The organism is Rhodococcus yananensis (genome assembly GCF_020515525.1).
In the GTDB taxonomy this organism is placed as follows: Bacteria; Actinomycetota; Actinomycetes; order Mycobacteriales; family Mycobacteriaceae; genus Rhodococcus; species Rhodococcus yananensis.
The window spans coordinates 55,935-78,148 of sequence record NZ_JAIYEP010000004.1; the positions used below are offsets into that span (position 1 = coordinate 55,935).

Annotated in this window: 19 protein-coding genes; 12 read left to right on the forward strand and 7 right to left on the reverse strand. The window is 69.1% G+C overall.

What is annotated here, in order from left to right; genetic code table 11:
- The first annotated feature begins 103 nt into the window (after nt 1-103).
- The 6 genes from LDQ05_RS01565 (at nt 104) to LDQ05_RS01590 (ending at nt 8,310) form a co-directional block, all read left to right on the forward strand.
- Nucleotides 104-1,456, forward strand: a complete 1,353-nt coding sequence (locus LDQ05_RS01565; protein WP_226435138.1) for an MFS transporter — start codon at nt 104-106, stop codon at nt 1,454-1,456.
- Nucleotides 1,453-4,155: a helix-turn-helix transcriptional regulator gene (locus LDQ05_RS01570; protein WP_226435139.1), complete on the forward strand. Its 2,703-nt coding sequence runs from the start codon at nt 1,453-1,455 to the stop codon at nt 4,153-4,155. Before LDQ05_RS01565 ends, LDQ05_RS01570 begins: the two co-directional genes overlap by 4 nt.
- 52 nt (nt 4,156-4,207) lie before the next feature.
- The gene (locus LDQ05_RS01575) at nt 4,208-4,924 is read left to right on the forward strand and encodes a polysaccharide deacetylase family protein (protein ID WP_226435140.1); all 717 of its coding nucleotides are present in this window, start codon (nt 4,208-4,210) and stop codon (nt 4,922-4,924) included.
- Between the two features lie 105 nt (nt 4,925-5,029).
- Complete coding sequence (locus LDQ05_RS01580; RefSeq protein ID WP_226435141.1) at nt 5,030-6,037, forward strand: NAD(P)H-dependent glycerol-3-phosphate dehydrogenase; 1,008 nt, start codon at nt 5,030-5,032, stop codon at nt 6,035-6,037.
- 154 nt (nt 6,038-6,191) lie between these two features.
- Entirely contained in the window at nt 6,192-7,595 is a 1,404-nt protein-coding gene (locus tag LDQ05_RS01585) for a flavin-containing monooxygenase (protein WP_226435142.1), read from the forward strand.
- 37 nt (nt 7,596-7,632) lie between these two features.
- Nucleotides 7,633-8,310 carry a nitroreductase gene (locus LDQ05_RS01590; protein ID WP_226435143.1) on the forward strand — a complete coding sequence of 226 codons (678 nt, stop codon included), beginning with the start codon at nt 7,633-7,635 and terminating at the stop codon, nt 8,308-8,310.
- A 9-nt stretch (nt 8,311-8,319) separates the two neighbouring features.
- On the opposite strand, the gene LDQ05_RS01595 is transcribed toward LDQ05_RS01590, so the two are convergent.
- A complete protein-coding gene (locus LDQ05_RS01595; RefSeq protein WP_226435144.1) occupies nt 8,320-9,507 on the reverse strand; it encodes a DUF8462 domain-containing protein in 1,188 nt (395 codons plus the stop codon).
- Nucleotides 9,508-9,633: 126 nt separating this feature from the next.
- Here LDQ05_RS01595 and aztD point away from each other — a divergent pair, with 126 nt between their 5' ends.
- A complete protein-coding gene (aztD, locus tag LDQ05_RS01600) occupies nt 9,634-10,857 on the forward strand; it encodes a zinc metallochaperone AztD (protein ID WP_226435145.1) in 1,224 nt (407 codons plus the stop codon).
- Nucleotides 10,858-11,003: 146 nt separating this feature from the next.
- Here aztD and LDQ05_RS01605 read toward each other — a convergent pair whose 3' ends face one another.
- Nucleotides 11,004-12,824 carry an NAD(P)/FAD-dependent oxidoreductase gene (locus LDQ05_RS01605; RefSeq protein WP_226435146.1) on the reverse strand — a complete coding sequence of 607 codons (1,821 nt, stop codon included), beginning with the start codon at nt 12,822-12,824 and terminating at the stop codon, nt 11,004-11,006.
- A 156-nt stretch (nt 12,825-12,980) separates the two neighbouring features.
- On the opposite strand from LDQ05_RS01605, the gene LDQ05_RS01610 reads away from it, so the two are divergent.
- Together LDQ05_RS01610 and LDQ05_RS01615 are read left to right on the forward strand one after the other, a co-directional pair.
- The gene (locus LDQ05_RS01610) at nt 12,981-14,243 is read left to right on the forward strand and encodes a sigma-54-dependent transcriptional regulator family protein (RefSeq protein ID WP_226435147.1); all 1,263 of its coding nucleotides are present in this window, start codon (nt 12,981-12,983) and stop codon (nt 14,241-14,243) included.
- Nucleotides 14,244-14,458: 215 nt separating this feature from the next.
- The gene (locus tag LDQ05_RS01615; RefSeq protein ID WP_226435148.1) at nt 14,459-15,706 is read left to right on the forward strand and encodes a glycosyltransferase 87 family protein; all 1,248 of its coding nucleotides are present in this window, start codon (nt 14,459-14,461) and stop codon (nt 15,704-15,706) included.
- On the opposite strand, the gene LDQ05_RS01620 is transcribed toward LDQ05_RS01615, so the two are convergent.
- Together LDQ05_RS01620 and LDQ05_RS01625 are read right to left on the reverse strand one after the other, a co-directional pair.
- Nucleotides 15,676-16,005: a branched-chain amino acid transporter permease gene (locus tag LDQ05_RS01620; RefSeq protein ID WP_226435149.1), complete on the reverse strand. Its 330-nt coding sequence runs from the start codon at nt 16,003-16,005 to the stop codon at nt 15,676-15,678. The two genes, LDQ05_RS01615 and LDQ05_RS01620, sit on opposite strands and share 31 nt — an antisense overlap.
- Nucleotides 15,998-16,696 carry an AzlC family ABC transporter permease gene (locus LDQ05_RS01625; protein WP_226435150.1) on the reverse strand — a complete coding sequence of 233 codons (699 nt, stop codon included), beginning with the start codon at nt 16,694-16,696 and terminating at the stop codon, nt 15,998-16,000. The genes LDQ05_RS01620 and LDQ05_RS01625 overlap by 8 nt, the downstream gene beginning before the upstream one ends.
- 59 nt (nt 16,697-16,755) lie before the next feature.
- Here LDQ05_RS01625 and LDQ05_RS01630 point away from each other — a divergent pair, with 59 nt between their 5' ends.
- Nucleotides 16,756-17,496, forward strand: a complete 741-nt coding sequence (locus LDQ05_RS01630) for a M50 family metallopeptidase (RefSeq protein WP_226435151.1) — start codon at nt 16,756-16,758, stop codon at nt 17,494-17,496.
- Between the two features lie 9 nt (nt 17,497-17,505).
- Here the strand turns inward: LDQ05_RS01630 and LDQ05_RS01635 are convergent, their stop codons facing one another.
- The gene (locus LDQ05_RS01635; protein ID WP_226435152.1) at nt 17,506-18,150 is read right to left on the reverse strand and encodes a cyclase family protein; all 645 of its coding nucleotides are present in this window, start codon (nt 18,148-18,150) and stop codon (nt 17,506-17,508) included.
- A 183-nt stretch (nt 18,151-18,333) separates the two neighbouring features.
- The gene (locus LDQ05_RS01640) at nt 18,334-19,140 is read right to left on the reverse strand and encodes an acyl-CoA thioesterase domain-containing protein (protein ID WP_226435153.1); all 807 of its coding nucleotides are present in this window, start codon (nt 19,138-19,140) and stop codon (nt 18,334-18,336) included.
- Nucleotides 19,141-19,239: 99 nt separating this feature from the next.
- Between LDQ05_RS01640 and LDQ05_RS01645 the strand changes: the two genes are divergently transcribed.
- The gene (locus LDQ05_RS01645) at nt 19,240-20,295 is read left to right on the forward strand and encodes a nucleoside hydrolase (protein ID WP_372461008.1); all 1,056 of its coding nucleotides are present in this window, start codon (nt 19,240-19,242) and stop codon (nt 20,293-20,295) included.
- 35 nt (nt 20,296-20,330) lie between these two features.
- Nucleotides 20,331-20,723 carry a histone-like nucleoid-structuring protein Lsr2 gene (locus LDQ05_RS01650; protein WP_226435155.1) on the forward strand — a complete coding sequence of 131 codons (393 nt, stop codon included), beginning with the start codon at nt 20,331-20,333 and terminating at the stop codon, nt 20,721-20,723.
- Between the two features lie 19 nt (nt 20,724-20,742).
- On the opposite strand, the gene LDQ05_RS01655 is transcribed toward LDQ05_RS01650, so the two are convergent.
- Nucleotides 20,743-22,155 carry an FUSC family protein gene (locus LDQ05_RS01655; protein ID WP_226435156.1) on the reverse strand — a complete coding sequence of 471 codons (1,413 nt, stop codon included), beginning with the start codon at nt 22,153-22,155 and terminating at the stop codon, nt 20,743-20,745.
- Between the last annotated feature and the right edge of the window lie 59 nt (nt 22,156-22,214).

Below are 22,214 nucleotides of genomic sequence, written 5' to 3' on the forward strand. Positions count from 1 at the left end.
CCCACTCCCGTCGTCGAAGGCCTCACCAACAGGCCGTCCCTGCTGGTGAGGCCATTTTCCTACCCGAAATCACCTGTGATCCCCCACACACTCGGAGTCATCGATGAACCGGACCACACAGAGCACACAGGGCTGGACCAGTCCGCAGCACAAGCGCAGCGTCCTGTGGATCGTGTCGCTCGCAACCCTCGCCATCATCTTCGACGGCTACGACCTCGTCGTGTACGGCACCGTCCTGCCCACCCTCATGGCCGACCCCGCCCAGATCGGTGAACTGTCCGCGCAGCAGGCCGGCGCACTCGGTTCGTACGCGCTGGTCGGTGTGCTCGTCGGCGCGCTCGTCACCGGTGCGCTCGGCGACCGACTCGGCCGACGCCGCATGATGCTCGTCAACATCGTCTGGTTCTCCGTCGGGATGGGTGCCGCGGCCTTCGCCACGAGCATCCCGATGTTCGGTGCCCTCCGGTTCTTCACCGGAATCGGTGTGGGTGGTCTCGTCGCCACCGCCGGCGCCGTCGTCGCCGAGTTCGCGCCCGCCGGACGCCGGAATCTGTTCAATGCGATCGTCTACAGCGGTGTCCCCGCCGGCGGTGTGCTCGCGTCGCTGCTCGCCATCGCGTTGCGCGACGTGATCGGATGGCGCGGCCTGTTCCTCATCGGTGCGTTGCCGCTGGTGATCCTGCTGCCCCTGGCCCTGGTGAAGCTGCCGGAATCCCCTGCCTGGCTGATCTCCCGCGGCCGGGTGGACGAGGCACGCGGCGTGTGCAGCAGGTACGGATTCCCCGTGCCCGACACGACACCGCCGGCACCGACGGAGAAGGTCGGATTCGCGGCTCTCGCCAGCCGTCGGTACACGACGGGCACCGCGCTGCTCGGCATGATGAGCTTCGCCGGGTTGCTCCTGACGTACGGCCTCAACACCTGGCTGCCGAAGATCATGGCGGATGCGGGCTACGACGCCGACGGGTCGCTCGCGTTCCTGCTGGTGCTCAACGGCGGCGCCATCGTCGGTGGTCTGATCGCGTCGCGCATCGCCGACGGACGCGGACCGCAGTCGGTCATCGTCACCACCTTCTTCCTCGCCGCGGTCGCGCTGGTGCTCCTGACGTTCGGGTTCCCGTTGCCGGTCCTGCTCACCGCCGTGGCGATCGCCGGTGTCGGCACCATCGGCACGCAGGTCCTCGTGTACGGGTTCGTGTCGAACTACTACGACACTCCGGCCCGCGCAGCGGGTGTGGCGTGGTGCGCCGGGTTCGGGCGGCTCGGCGGGATCGTCGGCCCGATCATCGGCGGGGTCCTCATCGGTGCCGGATTCGCCAACAACGTCAACTTCTACATCTTCGCGGGCATCGCCCTTGCCGGTGGTGTGGTGACGTCGTTCGTCCGGGCGCCGAAGACCACGGTCACCGCGATCGACGTTCCCCGGCCCGCACCCGCGACTACCGTGGACGTGTGACCGAGAACGCTGGGCTGGTCGGACGCGAACGCGAGCGATACCGACTCGACGGGCTCCTCGACGAGGTGCGGGCCGGAACCCCCGTGCTCGCCCTCGTCGAGGGGCCTCCGGGTTCCGGAAGAACGTCCCTGGTGGACGATTTCATCGAACGCCATCCGACGATGCGGGTACACACCGCGTCCGGGGCGGAATGGGAACGTCACCACCCGTGGGGTGTGCTCGAACAGTTGACCGGCGCGGTCACGGGTTCCGGCGATGCCATCGACACCGCGCACGCATATCTCGAGACCGTGCGGGAGCCGACGCTGGTCGTCGTCGATCATGCGCACCTGTCCGACGTCGACTCGCTGCAGACGCTCTCGTCGATGATCCGGCGTGCCCACGACCGGCCCGTGCTCATGCTGTGGATCGTCCCGGACGTCCTGCCCGCCTCCGTCGACGACGATGTCGCCCGGGTGCTGGCGGTGCACCGCGGCACGACTGTGCATGTCGGGCCGCTCACCCCCGAATCCGTCGCGCGTCTCGTTCTGGTACACACCGGCATCGACCTGTCGCCGTGGACGGCACACCGACTCCACGACCACACCCTCGGGAATCCCGGGGCGGTGCAGCAGTTGCTCGACGAGATCCCGCACGCCCAGTGGCATCGATGGCGGGAGCGGTTCCCCGCGCCGCAGCAGGTTGCGTCGACAGTGCAGCGCACGCTCGCGTCCTGCGCACCGGCGACCCGCGATCTGGTGCGGGCCGCCGCGATTCTCGGCGACGGCGCGCACCTCACCGTCGTCGCCGCCCTCACCCCCACCGACGACCCGATTCCTCTTCTCGACGAGGCATTTTCGACGGGTCTGCTCACGGTGTCGGAAGAGCGCGGTGTCACCACCGTCTCGTTCGCCGACCCCATGACGCGGGCCACGGTCACCGACGGCATCGGCCCGGCCGCACGGCACGACCTGCACGCCCGCGCAGCGGAACTCGTCGACGACGAGGGCCGCTCACTGTTCCATCTGGTGTCGGCCACCCCCACCTCCGACGGTGCCCTCGCCGACCGTCTCGACGACTACGCACGAGAACGCGCGTCCGACGGCGAATGGCGACGCGCGGCGGAGGCGCTCATCACCGCGGGTCGCATCACGCCGGACCGTGATCTGCGCACGCAACGCCTGATCCGCGGTGTCGACGCACTCATCGGTGCGGCCGATCTTCCTCAGGCCCAGACGTTCGTCCCCGAGATCGAGAGCGTCCCGGGCGGACCGATGCGCAACACCGTGCTCGCCTACCTCGCGATCCAGCGTGGCCGCGCAGCCGAAGCCCACCATCTGCTGACCGCGGCGTGGGAACTCGGGGGCGACCCTCCGTCGGATCCCGGACTCGCCGCGATGATCTGCCAGCGCATGGTGCTGCACTCCCTGGCGCGACTTCGCGGTGACGACCTGGTCGACTGGGCGGACCGTGCCGCATCACTGGTCCCCGAGAACACGCCCGCGGCCGTCGAGGCGGCAGCGATCCGCGGACTGGGGCTCGGCATGACAGGGCGCATCGAGGAGGCGCGCGAGGCATACGCGACGCTCCCCGAGCACACCCGCCTGGGTGCGCAGAGTCAACGCATCCGCATGGCCGAGGGATGGTTGGCGCTCGTGCTCGACGAACCCGACCGGGCCCGTACCGAACTCGAGATCGCCGAGCCCACCTCGTTCCGCGGCGGGTCACTGAGGATCTCGTTGTGGGCGCAGGCGTGGCTGGCGCGCACCCAGTTCGTCCTCGGCGCGTGGGACGACGCGCTGCGGACAGTGGATCGAGCTGCAGCACAACTTGATTCGACCGGGCTGGATCTGCTGCGACCACTGGTGCACTGGACGGGGGCACAGATCCACGCGCTGCGCGGCGACTGGGCCGCGTCCCGGGAACACATCCTCCGCGGCCGGGCCGGCGTCAACGACTACGCGCTGATGCTCGTCCCGTCCTGCATCTCGGCCGCGCAGTGCGCCGAGGTCGCGGCCGACTACGACAGCGTGCTGCGGTATCTCGAGCCGCTGCGGACACTGCAGCACCGGGCCGCCCTCGACGAGCCGGGCTTCTGGCCGTGGACCGACCTGTACGGGAATGCGCTGGTGATGACCGGCCGGGTCGACGAAGCCGATGCCTTCCTGACTCCGCACGAGGAGCGCGCCGTGGCCCGCGGGCACCGCTCCGCGAAGGCACGCCTGGGCTACGTGCGGGGACGGATCCACGGAGCCCGCGGCGACATCGACGCGGCGCAGGAGTCGTTCGAGTCCGCACTGGCCGAGCTCACACCGCTACCGCTGCCGTACGCGCGTGCCCGCGTCAACTTCGCCTACGGGCAGACGCTGCGTCGCGCCGGGCGCCGACGGGACGCCGACAGTGTCATCCGCACGGCTCGCGAGCTGTACTCGACCCTCGGAGCGACCTCGATCACCGCCCGGTGCGACCGCGAACTGAAGGCCGGCGGGCTCAAGGGTGGCGCCTCGACGACCGGCCGCGAGTCGGCGGACGTGTCGGCTCTGACCCCGCAGGAACGTGCCGTCGCAACGCTCGTCGCGGGCGGGAACACCAACAAGGAGGTGGCGAGCGAGCTCTTCCTCTCGGTCAAGACCGTCCAGTACCACCTGACCCGCGTGTACGCGAAGTTCGGGATCCGGTCACGCAGCGAGCTCGCGGCCCGGTTCCGGCAGGAGCAGTGAGCGTCGGCCCACCGATCGCGGGGAACTCGACGGTGCCTGGCAGGATGCATCCATGCGTTCACGTCTCCGAACCGTCCTCGTCTCCACCGTGGTCGTGGTGATCACGCTGACGGTCGTCGCGTTCGGTGGCTTCGAGCTGATGAATTCCCGCACCGTCCAGTTGTTCGGGACGCTCGTGAATCGCGTCGACACCGACGAGAAGGTGGTGGCGTTGACCCTCGACGACGGTCCGAGCACCACCACCGGCGAGGTGCTCCGCACGCTCGACGAGGCGGGTGTTCCGGCGACGTTCTACGTGACCGGCGACGAGATGGCCGAGCACCCGGATCTGGGGCGCGCGATCGTCGACGCCGGACACGAACTCGGCAACCACACCGCGTCGCACCGCCGGATGGTGTTCGTCGGACCGGGCACCGTCGCCGACGAGATCGAACGCACCGACGCGGAGATCCGCGCCGCGGGATACGACGGAGAGATCACGTTCCGTCCGCCCTACGGCAAGAAGCTGATCACGCTGCCCCGGTATCTCGATCAGCACGACCGCACGACCGTCACCTGGGACGTGGAGCCGGACTCGGTGTCGGCCGACACCGACGTCGACACGATCGTGCGGACGGCCGTGGAGCAGACCCGCCCGGGGTCGATCATCCTGTTGCACGTCATGTATCCGTCGCGGGCCGCGTCGCTCGCCGCGATTCCGGGGATCGTCGCCGCGCTGCGGGCCGACGGCTACCGGTTCGTGACGGTGTCGGAGATGCTCGCGAACTGACGTTCGGCACACGAACTCCGACGAATTCCCTGCGTGACCGGGCACGGCCCGACACACTGGTCGCCACAGGCATCCACATCGTTCGGCGGGGACAGGAGAATTCGGATGGCGCGTCCGGTCCAGGTCGTCGTACTCGGCTCCGGCTCGTGGGGCACCACCGTCGCGTCGCTCGCGGCACACAACACCCCGACGCTGGTGTGGGCCCGCGATCCCGCCACCGTCGCGGAGATCAACGAGCACCGGCGCAACAGCCGGTATCTCGGCGACCGTGAACTCCCCGACGGGCTGCGTGCCACCGCGGACATCGAGGAAGCCGCTCAGCAGGCCGACGTGCTGGTCGTCGGGGTGCCGTCGCACGCGGTCCGGTCGACGCTCGAACAGATCGCCGACCTGTTGCGTGCCTGGGTGCCGATCCTGTCGCTCGCGAAAGGACTCGAACCCGGAACCCGGCTGCGTCCCACCCAGGTGATCGCGGAATGCCTGCCCGGGCATCCCGTCGGTCTGCTGTCGGGACCCAACATCGCCGGCGAGATCGCGGACGGCAAAGCAGCGGCGTCGGTCGTCGCGATCCAGGACGACGCCGTCGCGACCGCGCTGCAACCGTTGTTCGCGTCGAAGGTGTTCCGCGTGTACCGCAACACCGACGTGCTGGGGTGCGAACTGGGCGGTGTCCTCAAGAACATCGTCGCGATCGCCGCCGGGATGGCCGAGGGCCTCGGTGTCGGCGACAACACCCGGGCGATGGTGCTCACGCGGGGCCTCGCCGAGATGACCCGGCTCGGCGAGGCGATGGGTGCCGATCCGCGCACCTTCGCGGGCCTGACCGGCATCGGTGACCTGATCGCCACGTGCACCAGCCCGTCGTCACGCAACCGGCGGGTCGGGGAGGCGCTGGCGCGCGGTCTCACCCTCGACGAGATCCTCGTCGAACTCGGTCAGGTTGCCGAGGGCGTCAAGACCGCGCCGACCGTCATGGAACTCGCCCGCGAATTCGACGTGGAGATGCCGATCGCCGCGGAGGTCGAGGCCGTCGTCGCGGGTCGGCGCACGCCCGCGGAGGCGTACCGGGGGTTGCGGAAGTACGCGGCCGGGCACGAGCAGGACATCGTCTGAGCGGTTCGTCGGCGGGATGCACGGGGGTCTCGTCGATGTAGTGCTCGACGTTTCCTCCGTGGATCAGGAAAATATCCGCTGCTCTCGGACTTTTCCTAGAATGTCGAATACAGCACTATTTGCCAGGTAGACGCACAACTTGCACACTGTTCAAGTGATCGCTTCCGAAGTTCTCGTCATCGGTGCCGGCTTCGCCGGTCTGGGCGCGGCCGCCTACCTGCGCGGTCGCGGGCGCGACGTCCGAGTGCTCGAACGAGCCGACACGATCGGCGGGACGTGGCGCGACAACGTCTACCCGGGATGCGCGTGCGACATCCCGCCGGCGCTGTACTCGTACTCGTTCGCCCCGCAGCACCCGCGGTCACGGGGCACGCAGCCGGAGATCCTCGACCACCTGGGCGCCCTCGCCGACCGGCACGGACTCCGCGAGCACATCGTGTGCGGCGCGGCGGCCACCGACTGCCGATGGGACGAGGCGACCGGGCGCTGGCACGTGACCACCGACGACGGCACCCGCCACGAGGCCCGCTTCCTCGTCCTCGCGACGGGCGCACTGAACATCCCTCGGACTCCCCGCCTCGACGGCACCTTCGACGGCACGGTCGTGCACACCGCACGCTGGGACGACTCGCTCGACGTCACAGGGCGGCGCGTGGCCGTCGTCGGCACGGGCGCGAGCGCCGTGCAGGTCGTCCCCCACCTCGCGTCCGTCGCGCGGCACGTCACCGTCGTGCAACGCACGGCACCGTGGATCCTTCCCCGACGCAAACCGATCAGGTTGCCGCGCAAACTCTCCCGTGTCGCCGAGTACTGGCGCGGCGAATCGTTCGTCCCCGCACTCACCGGGTCGTCGCGCCGACTCGAGACGCGCGCACTGCGTCACCTGCACGACCAGGTGCCCGATCCACGGTTGCGAGCGGCGCTGACCCCCCACCACACGACCGGATGCAAGCGAATACTGTTCTCCGACACATACTATCCCGCACTCGGACGGTCGAACGTCGATCTCGTGACCGCGGCCGCGACCGGCCTCACACCCGACTCGATCGTCACCGCCGACGGCCGCGAGCACCCGGTCGACGTCATCGTCCACGCCACCGGCTTCCACGTGTCGGGGGCATTGGCATCGCTGCCCGTCACGGGCAGGGACGGAACACGACTGCTCGACGTCTGGGCGCGGAACGGCGCGCAGGCACATCTGGGCACCACGGTTGCCGGATTCCCCAACGCATTCGTTCTGGGTGGCCCCAACACCGGGCTGGCCCACAATTCGGTGTTGACGATGACCGAGGCGCAGATCCGCTACGTCGGAGCCGCGCTCGACGCCGTCGATCGGGCAGGCGCACGGTCGTGCGAGGTGACCGCCGAGGCCGAGCAGGCATTCGCCGACGAGATGGTCCGGCGATCCGAGGGGACGGTGTGGACCTCCGGCGGGTGCCGCAGTTGGTATCTCGATCACCGGGGCGTCAACCGGTCGCTGTGGCCCGACTACTCGTGGCGCTACGTGCTCCGCACACGCCGATTCGATCGGGGCAACTACGAGTTCAGCCACTCCTGAACGAGCGCTAACTCGTGCGGTGTGCGACAGTGGTGCCATGACCAGCAGTGCCGCCGCCCTGTCGCAACTCCTCGACGCCCGTTACAGCTGTCGCGGATTCCTCCCCGACCGGGTGCCCCGTGCGGACATCGAGCGCATGCTGCGGATGGGGCAGCGCACCGCATCGTGGTGCAACTCGCAACCCTGGCGCGTGCACCTGGTCGGCGGGCAGGCCCTGGAACGACTGCGCAAGGCCGCGTACGCCCAGGCGTCGGCCGGCGAGTTCGATCCCGACATCCCCGGACCCTCCGAGTACCGCGGGGTCTACGCGGAACGCCGTCGCGGCGCCGGTCACGCCCTGTACCACGCACTCGGGATCGCCCGCGACGACTACGCACGCCGCACCGAGCAGATGCTCGAGAACTACCGGTTCTTCGGGGCACCGCACGTCGCGATCATCACCACCGACAGGGCGCTCGGCACGTACGGTGCGGTGGACTGCGGCGGGTACGTCTCCACGCTCCTGCTCGCCGCGCAGTCGCTCGGCATCGCCGCGGTCCCGCAGGCCGCGGTCCCGATGGTCGCCTCCGCGTTGCGCCGGGAACTGGGCATCGACGACGATCGCGACATCGTCTGCGCCGTCTCCTTCGGCTACGCCGACGACGCGCACGCGGCCAACACCTGCCGCACCGAGCGCGCGCCGTTGGACGACACCGTCGAGTGGATCGACGACTGAGAGTGCACCTCAGTCGTTCTGGGCGCGCAGATACCGCCCGAAGTGCGGCACCGTGAACCCGATGAAACCGCGCTCCGCGGAGTAGATCAGCCCCTTCTTGATCAGGCCGTCCCGCGCCGGCGACAACGATGCGGGTTTGCGGCCCAACTCCACGGCGATCTTCGACGTCGCCACGGGGCCGTCGTCACCGGACAGGTCGGCCATCGCCCGCATGTACTCGCGTTCGGCGGGGGTGGCCCGCTCGTAGCGGGAGCCGAAGAATCCGACGGCGAGTTCCTCCTCGGCCGCGGGGGACCCAACCCGGACGTCCTCCGCGGTGATGGGGCTGCCCGCCGCGACGTCCCACGTCGCCTTGCCGTACGCCTGCACGAAATACGGGTAGCCGTCGGCGGTCTCGTACAGGGCGTCGAGAGCCTCCTGTGTGAAGTCGACGTCCTCGCGTTCGGCGGGTGCGATGAGGGCTCGATCCGCGGCGTCGCGATCGAGCCGGTCGATGCGGTGGTAGGTGAACAATCGCTCCGAGTAGGACTTCGACGCCGACAGCACGGCGGGCAGATGCGGTAGACCGGCACCGACGACGATGAGCGGCGCGGCGTCCTGGCTCAGCTCGTGGCAGGCACCGCAGATCGCGGAGACGTCGTCGGCGCCGAGATCCTGCATCTCGTCGATGAACAAGGCGATGCCGACACCGACGTCGCGTGCGAGACCGGCGGCGTCGACGAGCAGTTCGACGAGGTCGATCTCGATGTCGCCGGAGTCGGCGCGCCCCTTGACCGCCGGCGCGTCGATGCCGGGCTGCCAGCGTTCACGCATCCCCTTGTCCGCGGTGGCGCGCAGGGCGAACGACTTGAGGACCCCGAGGAAGTAGTCGACGGAGTCGGGGTCGGGGTGCCCGGCGGCGATCTCCCGCACGGCCATGTGCAACGCGGACGACAGCGGTCTGCGCAGACCCTGGTCGGGGCGGGCCTCGATCTTTCCTGTCCCCCAACTCTTCGCGATCGCGGCCGACCGCAGCTGGTTGAGCAGGACGGTCTTGCCGACTCCGCGCAGACCGGTGAGGACGACGCTGCGTTCGGGTCTCTCCCGCGCGATGCGTTCGAGCACGACGTCGAACGCGGCGAGTTGCTTCTCGCGACCGGCGAGTTCGGGCGGGCGCTGCCCCGCGCCGGGGGCGTACGGGTTGCGGACCGGGTCCATCGGCCGATGGTAGCGAGCCGATCAGCGGATTCTGGGCATCTCTAGCGCGTGTCGTAGACGGCGGAATGCACACATACGCATACTCGACTTTGACATCCGTTTTCAATAGTTGCTAGTTGTATGCCCATGAAACCGATCTCCGTCGGCAGCATCACGCTGTCCGCCGCACTCGCCGCCGCACTCGTCACGGGATGCTCGTCGTCCGACGCCTCCGACACTCACGAAGGCACCGACGGCCCCTCCTCGACCTCACCGGTCGCCGCCGAGGTGAGCACCGCGCAACCCCGCCTCGCCCTCACCTACGACGGCGGCGTCCTCGTCGTCGACGCCACCGAACTCGACGTCGTCTCCGACCTGCCCCTCGACGGATTCAACCGTGTCGCCCCCACCGGCGACGGCCGGCACGTCGTCGTCTCCACCTCCGGCGCCTTCCGAACGCTGGACACCGGCAGCTGGACCGAACCGCACGGCGACCACAGCCACCACTACGCCGGTGACCCCGCATTCACCGACCCCACGGTCTCCGCCGAGAAGCCCGGCCACGTCGTGCACCACGGCGACGTCACCGCGCTGTTCGACGACGGCACCGGAAACGTGACCTTCATCGATTCCACCGACCTCGAGGCCGACCCCGACACGTACACCGCCCCCGATCCACACCACGGCGTCGCCGTACCACTCGACGACGGCTCACTCCTCGTCACCGAGGGCACAGCCGACGGTCGCAGCAGCATCGTCCTTCTCGACGACTCCCGACAGGAACAGTCGCGTACGGACGACTGCCCCGGTGTTCACGGCGAGACGGTCGCCGCGGACGACGCCGTGGTGTTCGGGTGCGAGGACGGCGCCGTGATCTTCCGCGACGGCACCTTCACCAAGGTCGCCGCCCCCGACGCGTACGGACGGATCGGAAACCAGGCGGGTAGCGACGAATCCCCCGTCGTACTCGGCGATTACAAGACCGACCCCGACGCGGATCCCGAACGTCCCGAGCGTGTCGCGTTGATCGACACGCGTACCGCACAGCTGACGATCGTGGACCTGGGCACCAGCTACACCTTCCGGTCGCTGGCCCGCGGTCCGCACGGAGAAGCGCTGATCCTCGGCACCGACGGTGCACTGCACGTCGTCGACCCCGGGAGCGGCGAGATCACCGAACGCATCGACGTCGTCGCGCCGTGGACCGAGCCCGACGAGTGGCAGTCGCCGCGACCGGCGGTGACGGTCCGCGACCACGTCGCGTACGTCACCGAGCCGGCCACGAACGAACTGCACGCCGTCGACCTCGACTCGGGCGCGGTCGCCACGGCGACGCTGCCCCGCACCCCCAACGAGATCACCGCGGCCTGACTCCCCGACCCGTGTGAGCCCAAATCCCCTGTGAGCCTAAACCCCCTGTGAGCGAATGTATCACTCGTCTCATCCGATAGACTGAACGATACATTCGCTCACACGGGGGCGGGGCACACGGGGGCACACGGGGCTGGGGTACCACCTCAGGACAGGTGGTGAACCTCCTGCAACCGGTGGACGGGGGTGGGGATGCCCTCGTACCGCGCCTTCAGTTGGAGCGCGAGATACAGGGAGTAGTGCCGCGACTGGTGCAGGTTGCCGCCGTGGAACCACAGTCCTTCCTGCCGGGTGGGCTTCCACATGTTGCGCTGTTCGCCCTCCCACGGACCGGGGTCCTTCGTGGTGTCCGATCCGAGCCCCCAGCACTTGCCGACCTTGTCGGCGACGTCCTGCCCGATGAGGTCTGCGACCCACCCGTTCATGGAGCCGTACCCGGTGGCGTACACGACGAGGTCGGCGTCGAGTTCCGTTCCGTCTTCGAGGATCACGCTGTTCTCGGTCAACTCCCGCACGTTTCCGTGGGCCAGCGCGACGTCGCCGTTCGCGACGAGCTCGGACGCACCGACGTCGATGTAGTAGCCGGACGCGCGGCGCAGGTACTTCATGAACAGGCCCGAGCCGTCGTCACCCCAGTCGTGCCGGAAACCCGCCTTCTCGAGCCGGTCGTAGAAGTCGGCGTCGCGTTCGCGGATCTTCCGATAGATCGGGATCTGGAACTCGTGCATGATCCGGTACGGCAGCGACGCGAACGTCAGATCGGCTTTGTGCGTGGTCATTCCGTTCGCCAGGGCGCGCTCGGAGTAGAGGTCGCCGAGCCCGAGGTCCATCAGTGTGTCGGACTTGACGATGTGTGTCGACGATCGCTGCACCATCGTGACGTCGGCGCCGACCTCCCACAGTGCCCCACAGATGTCGTGGGCGGAGTTGTTCGCGCCGATCACCACCGCTTTCTTCCCGGCGTACGCGTCGGGGCCCGGATGAGCGCTGGAATGGTGTTGCTCTCCCCGGAACCGATCCGCGCCGGGGAAGTTCGGCACGTTGGCCTTGCCCGACATGCCCGTCGCGATCACCAGTTGCTTCGGACGCAGCACGAGGGGTTCGCCGTCGCGTTCGACGTGGACGGCCCATTCCCCGGCGGCCTCGTCGTACGACGCGGACGTGCACGTGGTCTTCGACCAGTACGGCACCTCCATGACCCGCGTGTACATCTCGAGCCAGTCGCCGATCTTGTCCTTCGGGGCGAACACCGGCCAGTTGTCGGGGAACGGCAGATACGGCAGGTGGTCGTACCAGACCGGGTCGTGCAGGCACAGCGACTTGTATCGGCCCCGCCACTGGTCGCCGGGCCGGTCGTGCTTGTCGAGCACCAACGCGGGTACTCCGAGCTGACGCATCCGCGCGCCGAGCGCGATGCCGCCCTGGCCGCCGCCGACGATGACGACGTACGGCTGCCGGGTGTATCCGAGTTCGCGTTCCTCGGCGGCCCGCTCCTCCGACCAGGTGACGCGGTGCTTGTCGGCACCGTGCCGGGTGCCGCGCGGCCGCAGCACGCCCTTGGGCTCTTCGTGCCCCTTCAGTTCCTGCAATGTGGTGAGCAGCGTCCAGGCGCCCTCGTCCTTCAGGCGCAGGTGACCTTCGCCGCGACCGGTCGCGGTCTCGAACGCGATCCACGCGCTGATCACCCCGTCGTCCACCGTGGGCGGCTCGGTGGCACGGAATCCGCGTGGGTCGACGGCGTCGAGTTGTGCGCGGAGCATGCCGGCGACACCGTCGCGTCCCTCGACGGTCTCGAGGTTCCAGGTGAAGGCGACGAGGTCGCGCCAGAAGCTGTCGGTGGCGAACATCCCGGCGGCGGCCTCGACGTCGCGGGCGGCGAGAGCCGTCTCGAAGTCGTGCAGCCACAGATCGATCCTGCGTTGCGCGTCGGCGGCGCGGTCGGTGGGGTGTTCGAGGATGTCGGTCATGGCGAATCCTTTCCGGTCGTCGCTGTGATCCAGCACACAGCTGTTCGACGCGACCGACAAGCGTTGCATCACGTTGCGCCGCGACCACCGGCTGTGTGGCGCGCACCACATCAGTGAACCTATGCTGCTGACACACCCCCGACCGGAGAAGGCACCGTGAGCACGTTCAGCGCGATCGCACCGGGCATCGACCTGCCCCGATACGCCCGCGACCTCATGCGGATGCACGACACCGTCCTCGGCGGCGGACGGCCCGTGCTCGAGCCGCGCGCCCTGGTGGCACGGTCGTGGTCGCGGGTACTGCATTCGGGTCTCGACCCGACCGGCGGCAACGTCCGCACACCCCTGCCGATCGACGAGATCGAGCGGCGCCGCCGAGCATCGCGCCTGACGGAGGTGATCGGCGACCTGGAGCAGGTCGTCTCGCCGGTGGCCGAGTCGTCGCAGATGCTGCTGGTCGTCACCGACGCGGACGGGGTGATCCTGTGGCGCAGCGGATCGGCACGTGTGCGGTCGCGCGCCGACACACTGGGTTTCGTCGAGGGTGTGGAGTGGACGGAGTCCACCGTCGGCACCAATGCGATCGGCACGGCACTGACGGAAGCCGCTCCGGTGCAACTGTTCTCCGGTGAGCATTTCGAGCAGACGCAGCACCCGTGGTACTGCACGGCCGCGCCGATCCATGATCCGATCGGCGGTGATCTGCTGGGCATCGTCGACGTCAGCGGTCCCGCGTTGACGTTGCATCCGGCGATCGGGGCGCTCGTCGACACGGCGGTGCGGCTGGCGGAGGCGCAGCTGTGGCGACGGCACGAGCAGCGGCTCGAACGACTACGTGCCGACGCGGCACCGGTACTCGCCTCCACGACCGGCCCGGTGTTGTTGGTCGACGACGACGGCTGGGTCGCGCACGCGTCGGGTGTCGCGGCGACGACCCGCGTCGGTGTGCCCCGAGCGGCACGCGCGCAGGCGGTGCCGGGGCTGGGACTGTGCATTCCCGAACGGCTCACACACGGGTGGCTGATCCGCCCGCAGGCATCGGCGTCGACGATCAGGATGACGCTGCACCTGTCTGCGGCGCCGTTCGTGGAGGTCGGCGACGGCTCGTGGCGCAGTGCCGTGACGGTGCGGCACGCCGAGATCCTGCTGTTGCTGCACCGGCACGGACGCGACGGGATGTCGGTGGCGGAGTTGGGTCGGGCACTGTTCGGCGACACGGAGCATGCGGTGACGGTGCGAGCGGAGGTGTCGCGTCTGCGGCGCGCGTTGGGGTCCGTGGTGGACGGGCGGCCGTATCGACTGGCGGATGCGGTGGACCTCACCGTCGTCGTCGGTGACGCCGACGGTCCCTCGACGTGCGAGTTCGTGCGGAAGGTGGCGAGTACGCACGTGCGGGCACACCTCGCTCGGGAAATCTGAGCGTCTGTCGGGTTCACGGTAGACGGAGGTAGAGAACCCGAGATCGGACGGGAATCCCGGCCGCACAGAACCATTCTCGCAAAACGGTCAAACCGCCTGACTCCGAGTGAATTCCCAGAATGCACACAGCAACCCCTGTACAACGATTGTGTAACGTGACGACGGGCCGACCCCGACGACGGCCCGCGAACGTACCCGCTACGGAGGTTCTGCCCGTGCAGTTGTCCGACGTCCGAGCCCGCCCGGTGTGGTGGACGCTCATCGCCGTAGGACTGGCCCTCTCGGTCGTGACGGTGGCCGGATACGTGCGCGACGCGTTCACCGAGTACCTGATGGACCTGGACGTCTTCCGCGACGCCGGATACGCGTTCGTGCACCACGCACCGCTGTACAACGACTTCTTCAGTCATTCCGGATTCGCGTTCATCTATCCGCCTTTCGCGGCGTTCCTGTTCGCGCCCATGGCGTTGGTCGGCAGCACCGCACTGCAGGTGCTGTGGACCGCGGGACTGATCTCGCTGGTGTGGTGGATCCTGAAGGTCGTCTACACCCGACTCGACGTCGATCGCGCCGCGTGGGTGGCGTCCGCAACGCTCGGCCCGGTGTTGATGCTCGAACCGTTCCGGTCCAATTTCGCGTTCGGACAGATCAACATCGTCCTCATGGCGCTGGTGGTCGCCGACGTCCTCGGTGTCGTCCCCGCCCGCTTCCGCGGTGTCGGTATCGCGCTGGCCGCGGCCATCAAGGTCACCCCCGCCGCGTTCGGCCTACTGTTGTTGCTCCGCAAGGACGTTCCCTCGATCGCCCGTGCGTTCGGCGCGTTCCTGATCACCGTGGCGTTCGGATTCTGGTTGCGCCCGGAATCGTCGGCCTTCTTCTGGCGGTACGAGTTCTTCGCGACCGACCGCGCCGGCGACCAGGAGTTCTTCCGCAATCAGGCCGTCACGGGCCTGATCGCCCGGTTCGGCTTCTCCGAGGACACCAGCAAGACCCTGTGGGTCGCCGCGGCCGCGCTCATCGTCGCCGCCACCGCGTGGGCCGCACACCGATTCCTGCGGGCCGGAGAGACCGTCCCCGCGCTCGCGGTCGTGGGCCTGGCATCGCTGCTGGCCGCCCCCATCGCCGTGACGCACCACTGGGTGTATTCACTGTTCCTGGTACCGCTTCTCGTTGCACCCCGCTACCGTTCGTGGTGGCCGGTACTGGTGCCCGCGACCCTGATCTTCCTGTTCGGCCCCAACGATCTGCTCACCGACACGTCGTCCCGCGGCTGGGTGGAGGGCCTCGTCCTCGAGATCCTCGGCAATTCCCAGGCGATCGTCGCGATCGTCGTGTTCGTCGCCGCGGTGATCGCCGCACGCAGCCGTCGCGCGGTCGCCGGGGTCGCACCCGCGGAACGAGCCGGCGAGCCGGCGAGGGAGACCGTCGACGCTCATCCCCAGAGCAGCGACGCGAGCAGGTAGAGCACCGTCCCCACCACGGTGCTCAGCGCCGCGCTGCGTCGCCACAGGTGCACCGCGACGGTCCCGACCAGGCCGACCGTCGCGGGCAGCCACGTCGAACCGTCGACGTCGCGCAGCGTGTACATCACGAGGATCAGCATCACCCCGGCCGGCATGGTACGGCCGAGGAAGTCGACCACCGCGGAACCCTCGAGCACCGACAACGCGAGGAACGGGGCTGCGCGCAGCGCGACGGTGACGACGAACATCACGAACAGTGCGCCGAGGACGTATCCGGCGCCGGGCACGGTCTCAGGCACGCGACACCTTGGTCCGGTAGAGGTACCGCACGAGCAGGCACACCACGAACAGCCCGAGTCCGACGACGAGCATCTGTTCCTTCGCGACCACCAGTGCGACGAGCCCGCAGACGACCGCGATCGCCGGGGCGGGCAGATCCCGATTCGCGCGGAACGCGTCGATCGCGAGGACGGTGAACAGGGCGGTGAGCGCGAACTCGAGTCCGGTGAGTCCGGCGGGCAGAACGGTACCGACCAAGGCGCCGACGACCCCGGACAGCACCCACACGAGTTGACACACCACCTGCACGGTGAGAACGCGGGTGCCGGTGAGCCCGTCGCGGGGTTTCGGTGCGACGATCGCGTACGACTCGTCGGTGAGCGCATACACGCTGTAGAGACGGGCGAACCGGCCGCGGACGAGGTGCAGCGGGAACGACAATCCGTAGAACACGTGCCGGAAGTTGACGAGCAGGGTGGCGACGGCAACGGACGCGAATGGGGTGACGGCGGTGACGAGCCCCACCGCGAGGAACTCCATGGACCCGGCGTAGATGACGGTGGAGAAGATCGGCGCCCACCACCAGTCGAAACCGCCCTGGGTGAGGACGACCCCGAACGCGAGGCCGAGGGGAACGAGACCGAGGCCGACGGCCCACGAGTCGGCGACCCCCGCGCGGATCTGTGTGGTGCGAGCGTCGGGCATGCTCATCAGGGTATCGGCGCGCACATCGGTGCTCGCCGCCGTCCCCGACGTCCGAAAGGCAGCCTGTGTCCTCGACCCTCGATTCGTTCACGGACACCGTGCGTTCCGCATGGCAGACCGTTTCCGGCATCGACGAACCGGTGTCGACGACGGTGGTCGTCGTCACCGCGGTCGTCGCGCTCGTGCTCGTGACGGTCCGGCCGTTGTGGCTGATGACGCGGCACGTGATCACGCAGGCGCACGAGGGTTCGCACGCACTCGTCGCCATGCTGGCGGGTCGACGACTGTCCGGGATCCGCTTGCACAGCGACACGTCGGGGGTGACGGTGTCGTCGGGGAATCCGCGCGGGTTCGGGATGATCGCGACGGCGTTCGCCGGGTACGTGGGGCCTGCGGTGCTGGGCTTCGCCGCGGCCACCCTGCTCACCCTGAACCGTCCCGCGGCGGTGCTCTGGTCGCTCCTCCTCGCCCTCGCACTGTTGATCTTGCTGATCCGCAACCTGTTCGGGTTCTTCTCGCTCGTGCTCGCCGGGGCGGTCGTCGGCGCCGCCGCATATCTCGGCGACCCGGTCGTACGCTACGCCGCGGCCTATCTGATCACGTGGGTGCTGTTGCTCGGCGCGACCCGTCCCGTTCTCGAACTGGCCCGCACCCACCTGCGCGGTCGCGGGCAGGGTTCGGATGCCGACCAACTGCGGTGGCTCACACGCATTCCCACCGCGGTGTGGATCGCGGTCTTCCTCGTGGTCACCGCCGGCACGGCACTCTACGGCATCACCCGCATCGTGGTGACGCAACTCGCCTGACCCACAAGCTCATTCGCGCACCTGCAGTGCCACCGCCCGCACCGGTGCGCCGTCGGCACCCGCCAACGGTACGGGCAGGAAGGACACGAGCGGGTCGGGGAAGTCGATCGCGTCGAGATTGCACAGATTCTCGCAGATCACCCCGCCCGACCCGGCGAACACACGGTGCGCCGCGAGGTCGGTGTCGCCGGTGGGGTCGATGCTCGGGGCGTCGATCCCGACGGCACGCACCCCCCGCTCCAGCAGCCATGCACACGCCTCGATGCTCAACGCGGGGTGCGCGAAATACCGGTCGGTGCCGAAGTATCGGGACCATCCGGTGTGCACGAGAGCGACATCGCCCGGCCCGATCGCAACCGACTCCCACACGTCGGGCACGATGCGCTCGCGTTCCCCGACGCGCCCGTCGAGCACGACACCCCTCCCGACGAACAGCGCCGGATCGAGGCGGTCCACCGACTCGCCGTCGCCGAGGACGTGGCAGGGTGCGTCGACGTGGGTGCCGGTCTGCGATCCCATCGCGACGTGCAGCAACGCGAAACCGTCCGCCGCGACCGTCGCGTGCGGGGTGAACACCGGCTCGGGATCGCCCGGATACACCTGGATGCGTGGAGAGATCGGATGACTCAGGTCGACGATCCGCTCGACACGCATACCGCCGATACTATCCGGGCCGGAGGTTCCCGCCACACCCGCGACCCCGCAGGTCCTGTCCGGCACGTCCGGCGCGAACCTGCGCGTCCGATGGTCGAGTCGTGAGAGTCACTGTCGCACATACTCGTCGACCCCATCGTCGACGGCGGGAACCCGCCGGCAGATCGCGGACCCACGGGCCGCTCAGCGTCCGCCGAAGTCGACCTGCCGCCTCGCGTTGGCGACCGCGGTCACCGTTCCCGTCCCGAACGCGCCCGACCGGTCGAACAGCACCGAGGTCCCCACGGCGATGCCGTCGGCACTGATGTGGTGCTCCGCTTCCACCCCGACCTCGTCGCCGACGGGCAGCCGCGACAGGGTCAAGGTGAGATCGGAGTTGATGAACCCGACACCGACGTCGCTCCAGTTCGTCACGAGACTCGTGGCCTCCCCGACCGTGACGGTGCGCGCGAACGGCGACGTCTCCTCCCCGACGATCACCGGCAACTGGCGTGCCCACAGCCGCTTGCGCCCGGCATTCTGGTGCTCGGAACGACGGGTGGACCAGCCGTCGGGGTGGTCGTCGCTGCCGAACCACACGAGGTGCCGCGCACCGGCGTCGTCCGCACCGGAGGGCGGCTGCGGATGCGTGTCCCGCGTCCACACCCGGCCCGGCGGCTGGCCGGAAGGCCGCAGGTACTGGACGGCGGCGCGCGCGGCGACCACATCGTCCTGCATCAGCAGCGCGTCCGCGACGCGGATCCGGTTGCCGTCCCGCACGACGGTGGTGGTGAAGCGCACGTCGTCGAAACGCACCGCACTGAACAGGTCGATGGTGATCCGCGCGGGGACCATGTCGTCGGATCCGTGCCGCAGTTCGAGTTCGCGGGCCATGAGTCCGCACACGGCCGGGCCGTGCAGCATCCTCTCGGACCAGGGGCTGACCGCGTACCGGGTGGGTCGATACACGTCGCCGTCCTGCGTGAAATACCCCGATTGCGTCTCGCTCATCGTCGGGATTCTCCCAGCGACCTGCATCGACGCACGCACCGGGACCCCCTGTCCCCGCGGAATCGACCGGTATCGCAAGATGGACGCGTGTGCTCACACATTTCTTCCGATCGGGTGTCGCTGATCGTCGACGTCGACACCGGCATCGACGACGCCCTGGCGCTGCTGTACCTGTCGGCGAGCCCGGAAGCCGACATCGCGGCGGTGCTGTGCACGGCCGGGAACGTACCGGTCGACCGGGTCGCCGCGAATACGGTTGCGTGGCTTGACGTGTGCGGCCGAAACGACGTCGAGGTCGCCGTGGGGTCGCCGGTCCCGCTGGTGGCACCGTTGATGACCACCGAGGACACCCACGGCCCGCTCGGGGTCGGTCATGCCGTGCTGCCCGTGTCGACACGGATACCGTCGTCACGCAGTGCGGCCGACGCGTGGATCGAACTGACCCACGAGCGCCCCGGGGAGCTGACGGGCCTGGTCACCGGCCCGATGACGAATCTGGCCCTGGCCCTCCGGAAGGATCCCGAGCTGCCGCATCGGCTGCGGCGACTGGTCGTCATGGGCGGGTGCTTCCATCATCCCGGCAACACCACGCCCACCTCGGAGTGGAACGTCGCCGTCGATCCGGAGGCCGCGAAAGAGGTGTTCGACGCCTTCTCCGCGGTGCCACCCGAACGACGGCCGATCGTGTGTCCGCTCGACGTCACCGAGACGATCGAGATGCACCCGCACCACCTGCGACGCCTCTCCGAATCGGCAGGAAGCTCACCGCTGGAAGACCTTTCGGATGATCAGCCCCGCGGACACCGTTCGTCGGCCTCGAACGAGGTCGTGCGACACCTGTCCGACGCGCTGCGGTTCTACATGGAGTTCCACCGCGACGAGAACATCGGATACCTCGCCCACGTGCACGACCCGTTCGCCGCGGCGGTCGCGCTCGGCACCGTACCGTTCACCACGCGCGCGGCGACGGTGGACGTCGAGATCGACGGCCGGCTCACCCGCGGAACGACGGTCGCGGACCGGACCGGCATGTGGGGGCGGCCGACGAACGCGGAGATCGTCACCCGCACCGATCCGGAAGCCTTCTTCGACGACCTGATCGACCGCGTCGGACGGTATGTCCGGAATTTGAAGGCACTACCCGACACGAACTAGCGTTCGGTGGGCATGATCGGGGACAAGGAGACAACGTGGCGCAGCGGGTGCAGGTCGAGTACTTCGACGACATCGACGGCGAGCCGATCGCGGAGGGGTTGGCCCAGTCGATCCGGATCGCGATCGACGACGTGGAGTACGAACTCGATCTGCGGCCGGCCAACGCCGACAGGTTCTGGGCCCAGCTCGAGCCGTGGCTGAAGGAGTCGCGCCGGAACCGCGCTGCCTCACCCGCCATTCCTCCCACGACACCGACTCCGGTGCCGGCGCGGACCGGAAGACCCCGCACGCACAAGATCATTCCCGGACGCTCGCCCGAACAACTCGCCGCGATCCGGCACTGGGCGCGCGGCCAGGGTTACGAGGTCAGTTCGCGCGGGCGTATCCCCGCGCACATCCTGGACCGGTTCGAGGCCGCACACTCCTGATCACCGCACCGTACGTGTCTCACACCTCGAGGTGGTGCCGGTCGCGGCGGTCGATGGTCAGCGCCGCGACGATCACGCCGATGACGACGCCGACGAGCGTGTCGCCGACCCGGCTGACCCCGATCCCGGGCCCGAGCGGTTCCGCGATCGCGGTCAGCAGCAGCGCCATCGAGGTGACGAACACCGTCGCGATCGCATAGTTGCGCGTGACGTACATTTCGGTGATCGTCTGGCACAGCACGATCGCGACGACCATCGGCCAGTAGTCCAGGTCGAGGACGAGCAGTCCCGCGGCGAGCAACGCGCCGACGGCGTTGCCGACGAGCCGCTGGATGGCCCGCGCCACGGTGTGCCGATAGTTCGCGCCCTGCAGTGCCGCCATCGCGCCCATCGTCGCCCACAGCGGGTGCTGCAGTCCGGCGGCCGCGGCGAACCACCCGGACAACAGCGATGCGAGGGCCACGCGCCCGACACCGACGAGAATCGCGCGGTCCCGCAGGGCACGTACACCCTGCCGCACGAAGCCGTCGGGACGCTCGACGACCGGGGCACCGGATCCGTCGACACTCGGGATCTCGATGTCGCGGCGCACCCGGCGCAGTTCTGTTTCGAATCGGACGAAGTCGTCCCGCCGGGCGACGATCGTGTCGTGGTCCCCGCTGTCGACGACCTCCTCGGCAGCGGCGAGCAGCGCGAGCAGTTCGCGTGTGTGGCGGTCCATGAGGCGTCGCGGCCCGAGCGCGATGACGTCGCGGGCGCGGGCGATCTCGGTGCGCGCGGCGGGAACGCCGGTCGCGCCGTCGGTCTCGAGTGCGGCGACCGACGCGAGCGCCCGGGCCGTGGCGACCCGGGCGGGTCCGTGCGGGTGGTGGAGCGCGGGAACGAGCGCGACGAGCACCCCGACGACGGATCCGATCGCGGCGGCCCCCGCGGCGAGCCTGATGTCCGCTGCGGTGTCGGCGAAACCGGCTGCTCCGGCCGCGGCGAAGATCAGGACGACCGGCCCCGGTCCGGTGACCCGGAATGCCGTGAGCAACCAGTAGGCCACGCCGGCTGCGAGCGCGAGCACGAATATCTGGATCCACACCGACAGCCCGAGCACGCCCAGCGCGGCACCGAACGCGGTGTAGCCGACCATGCCGATGCCGAGCGGCACCAGCTTGGCGACGAGCCGCGGATACGGCTCGTACCGCACGAACGCGGCGCACAGCGCACCGAGCGCCGCGAAGCCCGCGACCTGTGTGTACCCGAGAAGCCCCCCGGCGACGAGCACGACGAGGACCGCGGTCCCGACGCGGAGTGCCACGGCGATCGTGGGGTCGGCCCGCCGCACCTCCACGGCGTCGCGCCACGCGGCGGACGACAGGGAGTGGGCCAGGGCACCCGTGGAGTGCCGGAGACGGCCGGAGGTGTCGGGACGGGTTCGGAGCATTGACCCATCGTAATACTTCACTGATAAATTATCTATGAATCTCCTGTGAACGACGCGGT